Source organism: Nocardioides sp. 31GB23 (genome assembly GCF_040012395.1).
Taxonomy (GTDB): domain Bacteria; phylum Actinomycetota; class Actinomycetes; order Propionibacteriales; family Nocardioidaceae; genus Nocardioides; species Nocardioides salarius.
In genome coordinates this window covers 66,594-75,817 of sequence record NZ_JBDYKJ010000015.1, presented here as the reverse complement: position 1 = coordinate 75,817, position 9,224 = coordinate 66,594, and the positions used below count along the sequence as shown (strand labels likewise).

General features: G+C 74.4%; 8 protein-coding genes. 2 read left to right on the top strand and 6 right to left on the bottom strand.

Annotation, left to right across the window (positions count from 1 at the left end; all coding sequences use genetic code 11):
* Positions 1-1,350: right-handed parallel beta-helix repeat-containing protein (locus ABKW28_RS06880; RefSeq protein ID WP_348607577.1), on the top strand; the 1,350-nt coding region annotated here is incomplete at its 5' end.
* Positions 1,351-1,770: 420 nt separating this feature from the next.
* On the opposite strand, the gene ABKW28_RS06875 is transcribed toward ABKW28_RS06880, so the two are convergent.
* A complete protein-coding gene (locus tag ABKW28_RS06875) occupies positions 1,771-2,589 on the bottom strand; it encodes a sugar phosphate nucleotidyltransferase (protein WP_193667206.1) in 819 nt (272 codons plus the stop codon).
* Positions 2,590-2,604: 15 nt separating this feature from the next.
* Positions 2,605-3,849 carry a class I SAM-dependent methyltransferase gene (locus ABKW28_RS06870; protein ID WP_193667205.1) on the bottom strand — a complete coding sequence of 415 codons (1,245 nt, stop codon included), beginning with the start codon at positions 3,847-3,849 and terminating at the stop codon, positions 2,605-2,607.
* 137 nt (positions 3,850-3,986) lie between these two features.
* Here ABKW28_RS06870 and rfbC point away from each other — a divergent pair, with 137 nt between their 5' ends.
* Entirely contained in the window at positions 3,987-4,550 is a 564-nt protein-coding gene (gene rfbC / locus ABKW28_RS06865) for a dTDP-4-dehydrorhamnose 3,5-epimerase (protein WP_193667204.1), read from the top strand.
* Here rfbC and ABKW28_RS06860 read toward each other — a convergent pair.
* The 4 genes from ABKW28_RS06860 to ABKW28_RS06845 are packed head-to-tail and all read right to left on the bottom strand — an operon-like array spanning position 4,504 to position 9,221.
* Entirely contained in the window at positions 4,504-5,745 is a 1,242-nt protein-coding gene (locus tag ABKW28_RS06860; protein ID WP_193667203.1) for a glycosyltransferase family 4 protein, read from the bottom strand. The genes rfbC and ABKW28_RS06860 overlap by 47 nt on opposite strands.
* Positions 5,735-7,057: a hypothetical protein gene (locus ABKW28_RS06855; protein ID WP_348607574.1), complete on the bottom strand. Its 1,323-nt coding sequence runs from the start codon at positions 7,055-7,057 to the stop codon at positions 5,735-5,737. The genes ABKW28_RS06860 and ABKW28_RS06855 overlap by 11 nt, the downstream gene beginning before the upstream one ends.
* Entirely contained in the window at positions 7,054-8,238 is a 1,185-nt protein-coding gene (locus tag ABKW28_RS06850) for a polysaccharide pyruvyl transferase family protein (protein ID WP_348607571.1), read from the bottom strand. Before ABKW28_RS06850 ends, ABKW28_RS06855 begins: the two co-directional genes overlap by 4 nt.
* Entirely contained in the window at positions 8,235-9,221 is a 987-nt protein-coding gene (locus tag ABKW28_RS06845) for a glycosyltransferase family A protein (RefSeq protein WP_193667200.1), read from the bottom strand. Before ABKW28_RS06845 ends, ABKW28_RS06850 begins: the two co-directional genes overlap by 4 nt.
* Positions 9,222-9,224 lie beyond the last annotated feature (3 nt).

Genomic DNA, 9,224 nt, shown 5'->3' with positions numbered 1-9,224 from the left:
CGGCCGGAGGGCGCCGTGGTGGGCCGGGACTCCGACGACCTGCCACTGGTGGTCAGCGAGTCGCCGCCCGGCACGACCTTCTGGCTCGCACCCGGTCGGCACCGCCTCGGCGAGACGGCGTACGACTCGGTGCGCCCGCACGACGGCGACACCTTCGTCGGCGCGCCCGGTGCGGTGCTCGACGGCGACGGCACCAACCTCTACGCCTTCACCGGCCAGGCCAGCGACGTGACGGTGCGCCACCTGACCGTCGAGGGCTTCGGCGGCCGGCTCGACAACCGCAACCAGGGCGTCGTCAACCACGACAGCGCCCCCGGGTGGCTGGTCGAGCACAGCACCTTGCGCCGCAACGGCGGGGCCGGGGTCTTCCTCGGCGACGGCGCGGTGGTGCGACACAACTGCCTGACCGAGAACGGCCAGTACGGCTTCAGCGCCTACTCCCCGACCGGTCCGCAGGACGTGGTGCTGCACCACAACGAGATCAGCCACAACAACACCGCCGACTGGGAGAAGCGCATCCCGACCTGCGGGTGCACCGGCGGGGGCAAGTTCTGGGCCACGACCGGCGCCGAGATCACCGACAACTGGGTGCACCACAACACCGGCCCGGGACTGTGGGCCGACAACAACAACACCGGCTTCACCATCGAGGGCAACCTGGTCGAGCACAACGACTCCGAGGGCCTGGTCTACGAGACCAGCTACAACGCCTCGATCGTGGGCAACACCTTCATCGGCAACGGCACCGTCAAGGGCCCGCGCAACCCCGGCTTCCCGACCCCGGCGGTCTACGTCTCCGAGTCCGGGGCCGACCCGCGCGCGGGGCGGCTGCACGGCGAGGCGCTGGTGGTGGCCGGCAACCGCTTCATCGACAACTGGGGCGGGGTGGCGATCTGGGAGAACGCCGACCGCTACGCCGGCTCGCCGGCCAACCCCACCCAGGACACCACCCTGGTCAACCCGGAGGTCGCCACCTTCGAGGCCTGCGCCGACCCCGACCTGATCGCCGAGGACCCCTACTTCGACGACTGCCGCTGGAAGTCCCAGCACGTGCACGTGCACGACAACCTCTTCCAGCTCGACCCCGAGCAGCTGGGCCCCGAGTGCACCGAGGAGAACATCTGCGGGGTGAGCGGCATCTTCTCCAACTGGGGCACCTTCCCGCCGCACTCGCCCTTCCAGGGCACTCTCGTGGAGAACGCGGTGACCCTCGAGCAGGACAACCGCTTCTGGGACAACACCTACCGCGGCCCCTGGCTCTTCATGGCCCTCGAGGCCGGCACCTTCGTGACCTGGAACCAGTGGCGCAGCGAGCCCTACCTCCAGGACGCCGGCAGCAGCACCCAGTAGCCGACCCGGCCCACATGGCCCGCTGACCCGGCCCAGACTTCGCGCTGACCCGGCCTGGACTTCGCCTCGAGCCGGCGCAGATCTCCGCGCGTGCGGCGTACGACGATCAGGGCCGCGGGCACACCGAGCTTGCGCCAGGAGCCCGGCCGCGGACATGTGGATCCCGGCCCACTCGAAGGGAAGTTCGGGCCGACTCGACAAGAAGTTCAGGCCGACTCGGCCCAGGCTTCGCGCTGACCCGGCCCGAACCTCGCCTCGAGCCGGCGCAGATCTCCGCGCGTGCGGCGTACGACGACCAGCGCCGTGCCGCGCTGGCGTTGCGCCAGGAGCCGGGCCGGGGACATGTGGATCTCGGCCGGCTCGACGAGAAGTTCGGGCCGGCTCGGCAGAAGGCCGGGTCAGCGCGAGATCTGGGCCGGGTCAGAGGGCGACGGGGGTGACGGGGGTGCCGGGCTGGACGGGGTGGTCGCGCCACAACGCCCAGGGGCTGATCCCGTGGCGGTACTTCTCCTCCAGGGCGGTGCGCTCCTTGAGGGTGTCCATCGGGGCCCAGAAGCCGTCGTAGCGCACCGCGCGCACCCGGCCGTCGCGAGCAGCGCGCACGCACCCGTCCATCACCAGGTCGTCGCCCTCCTCGAGGTAGTCGAAGATGCCTTGGCTCAGCACGAAGTAGCCACCGTTGATGCACAGCGACATGTCGGCGACCGGTACCAGCCCCGAGACCTGCCCGGCGCCGTCGACGTCGACGACGTGGAAGGAGTCCTGCGGCTTGACGGCCAGCATCTGCGCCACGGCGTCGGTCTGCTCGAACTGGGCCACCAGCTCGTCCATGGGCGCGTCGGTGAGCACGTCGCCGTAGTTGGCCAGGAAGACGCCGTCGCCCTCGAGGTGCGGGCGCACCCGGCGCAGCCGCTCGCCGATCGCGGTGTCCATGCCGGTGTCGATGAAGCGGATCGTCCAGTCGCTGATGTCGGTGCCGAGCATCTCGATGTAGGAGCCGCCCTTGGTGAGCACGAAGTCGTTGGAGGCGGTCTCCTGGTAGTTCAGGAAGTAGTCCTTGACCGCCTGCGCGCCGTGGCCCAGGCACAGCACGAAGTCGGTGTGCCCGAAGTAGGCGTAGTAGCGCATCACGTGCCAGAGCACCGGCCGGCTGCCGATCGGCATCATCGGCTTGGGCAGGGACTGGTTGTCGGCGCGCATGCGCATCCCCAGGCCACCGCAGAACAGGACCACCTTCATGTCGTACTCCTCTCGTCAGGCCGGTCCGGCCTGGAAGACCTCGAGGCGCGGCAGGGCCACGACCAGCTGGCCGCCCCACCCGCCCACGTAGTCGAGCTGGGCCGTGATCTCCTTGCGGAGGTTCCACGGCATGATCACCACGAAGTCGGGGCGGGCCTGGGCCAGCGCCTCGACCGGCAGCACCGGGATGTGGGTGCCGGGCAGGAACCTGCCGTGCTTGTGGGGGTTGCGGTCGACCGCGAAGGACAGCAGGTCGGCGCGCACGCCGCAGTGGTTGAGCAGGGTGTTGCCCTTGCCGGGTGCGCCGTACGCCGCCACGCTGCGGCCCTGCCGGCGGCACTCGACGAGGAACTCCACGAAGTCGTCGCGCACCTCGGCGACCGAGGCGGCGAAGCCGGCGTGCCCCTCGAGCGTGTGCAGCCCCGCCCGGGCCTCGTCGGCCAGCACCCGGGCCACCGCCTCCGACGGCTCGGGCGCGGTCTCGGTGCGCGCCGACCAGGTGCGCAGCGATCCGCCGTGGGTGGGCAGCTCCTCGACGTCGACGACGCTCAGGCCGGCCGCGGCCAGCACCCGCTGCGTGGTCAGCAGCGAGAGGTAGGAGTAGTGCTCGTGGTAGATCGTGTCGAACTCACGGCCCTCGACCAGCCGCAGCAGGTGCGGGATCTCGATGCTGACCCGCCCGTCGTCGGCGACCAGCTCGCGCATCCCGCGGCTGAAGTCGACGATGTCGGGCACGTGGGCGAAGACGTTGTTGGCCACGACCAGGTCGGCGCGCCCGTGCACGTCGGCGATCTTGCGGCCGGTCTCCTGACCCAGGAAGAGCACCTCGGTGGGGACCCCGCGCTCCTCGGCCGCCACGGCCACGTTGGCCGCCGGCTCGATGCCCAGCGAGCGGATGCCGCGGGCCACGGTGTGCTGGAGCAGGTAGCCGTCGTTGCTGGCCACCTCGACGACGAACGAGTCGCCGCCCAGGCCGAGCCGCTCGACGGCGGTCTCGACGAAGCGCTCGCAGTGGCGCACCCACGAGTCGGAGTAGGACGAGAAGTAGGCGTAGTCGCTGAAGATGTCCTCGGCCGGGATGTAGGCGGGCAGCTGGACCAGCAGGCACTCGTCGCAGACCCGCACGTGCAGCGGGTAGAACACCTCCCCGTGGTCGAGGTCCTCCTCGGCCAGGTAGCTCTCGCACGGCGGGGACATCCCCAGGTCCACGAAGGTGGTCCTCAGGTCGGCCCCGCACAGCCGGCAGCTGCGTCGTCCCATGCTCGTCCTCCTCGTCTCTGGAGCCACCAGCGTGGGCCCGCGACGAGGCCTGCGAGCCGACGAGGCGCCCGATTACCCCAATTTCGTGAGGTCGCCGCCCGACGGGCGGGAGAGGGTCGGGCCAGGAGGTGGGGAGCATGCAGGTACGACGCACCCGGATCGCCGGGGTGCTGGTCGTGGAGCCCGAGCCGGTGCCCGACGAGCGCGGCTGGTTCGCGCGCACCTTCGACGCCGACGTCGCGCGCGAGCACGGCGTGCGCGCCGAGGACTTCGTGCAGGACAGCGTCTCGCGCTCGCACCGCGGCGTGGTGCGCGGCCTGCACGTGCGCACCGGGGCCGGCGAGGCCAAGCTGGTGCGCTGCTCGCGCGGGGCCCTGTACGACGTCGTGGTCGACCTGCGCGTCGGCTCGCCGACGTACGGCGAGTGGGAGGGCTTCGAGCTCACCGAGGAGTCGCAGCGCTCGGTCTACATCCCCGCGGGCTGCGCGCACGGGTTCCAGGCCCTGCGCGAGCCGTCGGACACCTCCTACCGCATCGACCGCCGCCACGACCCGGCCGCGTCGCTGGCGATCGCCCACGACGACCCCGACATCGCGGTGGCGTGGCCGCTGCCGGTGACCCTGCTCTCGGCGAACGACCGGGCGGCGCCCCCGCTCAGCGAGGTGCGCCACCTGCTGGGGCCGGCGCCGGCCGAGCGCTGAGCGACCCGAGGAAGTCGAGCAGCCGGGGCACCACGACCTGGGTGCCGAGCTCGTCGGCGGCGCGGGCCGCCCCGGCCCGGCCCATCCGTCGCCGGGTGTCGTGGTCGTCGAGCAGGTCGAGCAGGAGGTCGGTGGCCGCGGCGACGTCGTCGAGCGGCCAGTGCCGGCCCTCGACCCCGTCGCGCACCACCTCGGGGATGCCGCCCACGGCGCCCGCGACGACGGGCAGCCCGGCCCGCATCGCCTCGGCGAGCGCGATGCCGAAGGACTCGGTGAGCGCGGCGTGGCAGTAGACGCGGTGCCCGGCCAGCCAGGCGGGCACGTCGGTGCGGTGCCCCACGAGGCGGACGTCGCGCTCGACGCCCAGCGCCCGCGCGCGCCGCTCGAGCCCACGGCGCTGGGGACCGTCGCCGACCACGGTGAGCGTGCAGGGGCGTCCGCGCCGGCGGGCCTCGGCCAGCACCTCGAGCAGGTAGCCCTGGTTCTTGCGGGGCTCGACCGAGCCCACGGTGACCAGGTCGCGCAGCGGTCCCGCCGGGTCAGGGCTCGCCGGGTCGGCGCCCGCCGGGTCGGGGAGCGCCGGCAGGGCCGGCACCGCGTTGGGCACCACCACCGACGGCACGCGGGCGGCCGCGGGCACGCGGGCCAGGCAGTCGCGGCGCGCCGCCTCGGAGACGAAGACCAGGCCGTCGAGGCGCGGCAGCACCCGGGCCTCGAGCTCGCGCACGGCGCGGAAGACCCGCCCGCCACGCCTGATCTCCCCCTTGCCGGCCCACTCGTCGGCCTCGGAGACGTTGAAGTGGGCGGCCATCACCACCGGTTCCGCGCCGCCCGCGCGCTCGCGCACGGTGAGCGCCGCCAGGGCGGACCCGGGGCACTGCGCGTAGACGACGGGGGGCCGCCGGCCGGCCCGGGCGGTGGCCAGCGCCGGACCGAGCGCGGCGCGCAGGTACGCCGTGTGCCAGTGCCGGTACCACCACACCCCGGCCGCGCCCGAGACCGGCTGCAGCGCCAGCCGCACCGCGAAGACCGGCCGCACCAGCGGCGAGGCGGCGTCGAAGGGGCTGACCACCCGCACCGGCCGGCCGGTCGCCTCGAGGTGCTCGACCACGGTGCGCACGTGGGTCTGGACGCCGCTGCCGCCCTCGCGGCGCATCACCGTGGCCACCACGACCTCCGGCGCGTCAGACGACACGGCTCTCGATCTCCTCGGGCTCGACCAGCGCGGTGGCCGGCGGCAGCGGCAGCGCCGCCCGCGCGGCGTGGTCGAGGGCCAGCCACCACGCGACGGCTCCCAGGCAGGAGGCGGCGGCGGTGCCCCACACCATCCCGACCGCCCCGCCCGCGGCCGCGCCGGCGGTGCCGAGCACGGCGTACGTCGAGGTCACCAGCGCCTGCATGCGCAGCGTCAGGTCGGCGCGGCCCAGGGCGCGCAGCCCCGCCGACGGCCCGACGTGCAGGCAGCCCGCGGTGGCGCCGAGGACCACCGCCGGCAGCAGCGAGTGGGCGCTGGGCCAGACCTCGCCGAGCAGGCGCTCCCCCAGGCCGTGGGGCAGCACGACGAAGACGAGGCCGCCCCACAGCAGCGCCACCGCGGCCAGCCCGCCGCTCAGGGCGCGGCAGAGCCGCTCAAGCGAGGCGCGGCCGTTGGCGCGGGCCCGGACCGCCTCCGGCACCGCCACCTGCGAGATCCCCATCAGCAGGCTGGCCACCGGCCCGATCAGCATCTCCGCGCCACGCACGGCGCCCAGCGCGCCGAGCCCGGCGACGGCCGCGACGACGAGGACGGTGACCTGCTGGCCCACCCCGAGCGTCACGTTCTCGCCCAGGAAGCGGGTGCCGAGGTCGTGGTGCTCGCGCCACCACCACAGGACCCTTCGCGGGTCGGGCAGGGTGCGGGCCCGCCAGGCCGCGAACGCGGCGGAGATCCCGGCGCTGGCGCCGAAGGCCACGACGGCCCACGCGATGCCGTCGAGCCCCAGCGGCGCCCCCAGCGGGAGCAGCAGGACCAGCGAGACCGCCCAGACCATGTCGGTGGCGCAGGCCGCGGCGCCGCGCCCGGCGGCGAAGAAGGCGTAGCGGTAGCTGTCCTGCAGCGCCAGCAGCGGCAGGCAGGGGGCCAGCGCGGTGAAGGCCGTCCCGCCCTCGCCGCTGACCCAGCGGGTCAGCACGGCGCCGCCACCCAGGCAGGCCGCGCCGGCGACCACGCCCACCACCGTGGCGGTGGCGGTGGCCGCGGCGCTCGACGAGCGCCAGGTGCGGGGCTCGGTGCCGGTGTAGCGCACCATCAGCGGGTCGGTGGCCAGCCCCCGGGCGGCCTGCAGCACGATCGCGTAGGTCACCAGCACCAGCCCCAGCGCGCCGAGGCTCTGGGCGCCCAGGGTGGTGGCCACGAAGACCCCGAGCACGAAGTTCTTGACGCTCGAGACGCCCTGGTCGGCGACCCCCCAGCCCAGCCGGCCCACGGTGCGCAGCAGGGCGACGCGCCCGACCGGCACGCCGCTCATGCGACCACCTCGCTGCCGGCGCCCAGCACCCTCGCGGCCACCTCGTCGAAGTGCCGCTCGAAGACCGGGGCCAGCTCGTCGAGGCGCCGCTCGAGGCGGGCGCGCAGGGCCTCGCGGTCGCGGTGCACCTCGTCGACGTGGTCCACCAGCCTCGCCGCGTCGAGGCCGCGCAGGTCGTGGCACAGCTCCTCGACCCCCATCAGGGCCATCAGGTCGCGGTGCTTGGGCGCGTAGCACAGCGCCACGACCGGGGTCGCGCTGCGCAGCGCCCCGACCACGTTGTGGTAGCGCGCGGCCACCACCACCTCGACCGACGCGACCGCCTCGACCAGCTCGTCCGGGGTCGTGGGCACCAGCAGCCGCACCCGCTCGTCGCGGGCCCCGGCCACCAGGGCCCGGGCCACCGGCACGTCGTCGCCGTCACCGACCAGCACGCTGACGTCGTAGCCGCGCTCGAGCAGCCGCTCGACCACGCGCCCCATCTCGGCGACGTACGCCGCGTGCAGGCGCTCGGCCTGCGCGCGCTCACCGTTGCTGCCGGACCAGGCCATCACCCCGAGTCCGACGCTGCGCGGCCTCGCCCCCGGTCCCGCCGGCACCGGCAGGGCCAGGACCACGTCGGGGTAGACCCCGTCGTCGGTGCGCAGGCCCATCCGCCGCAGGTCGTCGCGGGAGCGCTCGTCGCGGAAGGAGCGGTAGTGCGCCAGGCGGGCGGCACCCACCAGCATCCGACGCTGGACCGGCTCGGGCACCGCCCCGGCCCCGACGCCCACGAGGGCCACCCGGGTGCGCCAGAGCCGTCCGCTGGCGGCCATCACCAGCAGGGTCCAGGGCATCTGCCAGGCACGCTCGTGCAGCGTCGACTCCAGCGTGCCCATGCCGGGCACGAGCACGACGTCGTGCTGGCGCACCCACCGCCCGATGCGGACGGCGTCGACCCCGAGCCCGGCGAGCACCCGCCAGGCGGTGGGCCCGCGCAGGGCGCGGTGCAGCTCGACGGCGGGCAGGTCGTAGCGCTCGCGCACGACCTCGGGTCCCGAGCACATGGCGTCGAGCACGGCGTCGGGACGACGCGAGCGCACCAGGCCCAGCACCACCTCGAGGCTGGCGTCGTTGCCCAGGTTGCCGGCGCCCAGCCGGCCCAGGAACCCGACGCGCAGGCGGCGGTCGGCCTGGCTCACGGCCGGGCCCCCTGCCCCGCCACGACCCGGCTCGCCAGGTCGCGGCGCTGCGGCACGACGTCGTACTCCTCGGCCGGCACGCCGGGGTCGGCGCCGCCGATGCGCCGCCCCGCCCGCGAGGCCGCCCACCGCGCCAGGTGGCGCACGCAGGCCCGCTTCTCCGCAGGGCTCAGCGCCGAGCGCTGCACCGCGCCTAGGTAGCCGGTGAACATCTCCCCCACCAGCCGCACGGTCGGGTTGCGCAGCCGGTCGGCGCGCCGCGGGTCGAGCGAGGCGCACCACGAGCGCACGGTCGCCTCGTCGTGCGAGAGCCGGCCGCCGTGGTGGCGACGGAAGTAGAGCCAGTCGGGCACCTGCACGAAGCGCCCCTGCAGGACCAGCTCGCTGACGAAGACGTGGTCGGCGCGGTAGAAGCTGCCGTGCGGGCGGACCCGCCTGAGCACGTCGGCGCGCACCAGCCCGTAGAAGTCGTCGGCCCGGATCGCCCCGGGCATCCGGTCGCCGTCGAGGAGCATGCTGCGAAAGCGCCGGGAGGGCCGGCGCGAGTTGGTCAGCAGCGGGTACTCGTGGGCCTGCACCACGGCGCCCGTCTCGTCGACGGCGGCGGTCCACGAGTGGGCCAGCACGGCGTCGGGGTGGGCGTCGAGCAGGCGCACGCACTGCTCGACCAGGTCGACGGCGTAGAGGTCGTCGGCCGAGGCCCACTTGAAGAGCTCGCCGCGGGCGCGCCGCAGGACGACGTCGTGGTTGGCCGCGGCCCCCAGGTTGGTCTCCAGCCGTTCGAAGCGCACCCGGGGGTCACTGGCGGCGCGCTCGCGCACGAGGTCGTCGGTGTCGTCGGTCGAGGCGTTGCTGGACACGACGACCTCGAGGTCCTCGAAGCTCTGCCCGAGCAGCGCGTCGAGGGACTGGGCGAGGTAGTCGGCGCCGTTGTAGACGGGCAGCCCGATGCTCACGCGGGGCGCGGGCGGTGACCCGGTCACGGC

Bases quoted from the DNA above. Each gene is read 5' to 3' on its own strand.
- rfbC (WP_193667204.1), top strand. From the start codon at position 3,987: ATGCAGGTACGACGCACCCGGATCGCCGGGGTGCTGGTCGTGGAGCCC.
- ABKW28_RS06870 (WP_193667205.1), bottom strand. From the start codon at position 3,849: ATGGGACGACGCAGCTGCCGGCTGTGCGGGGCCGACCTGAGGACCACC.
- ABKW28_RS06855 (WP_348607574.1), bottom strand. From the start codon at position 7,057: ATGAGCGGCGTGCCGGTCGGGCGCGTCGCCCTGCTGCGCACCGTGGGC.
- ABKW28_RS06875 (WP_193667206.1), bottom strand. From the start codon at position 2,589: ATGAAGGTGGTCCTGTTCTGCGGTGGCCTGGGGATGCGCATGCGCGCC.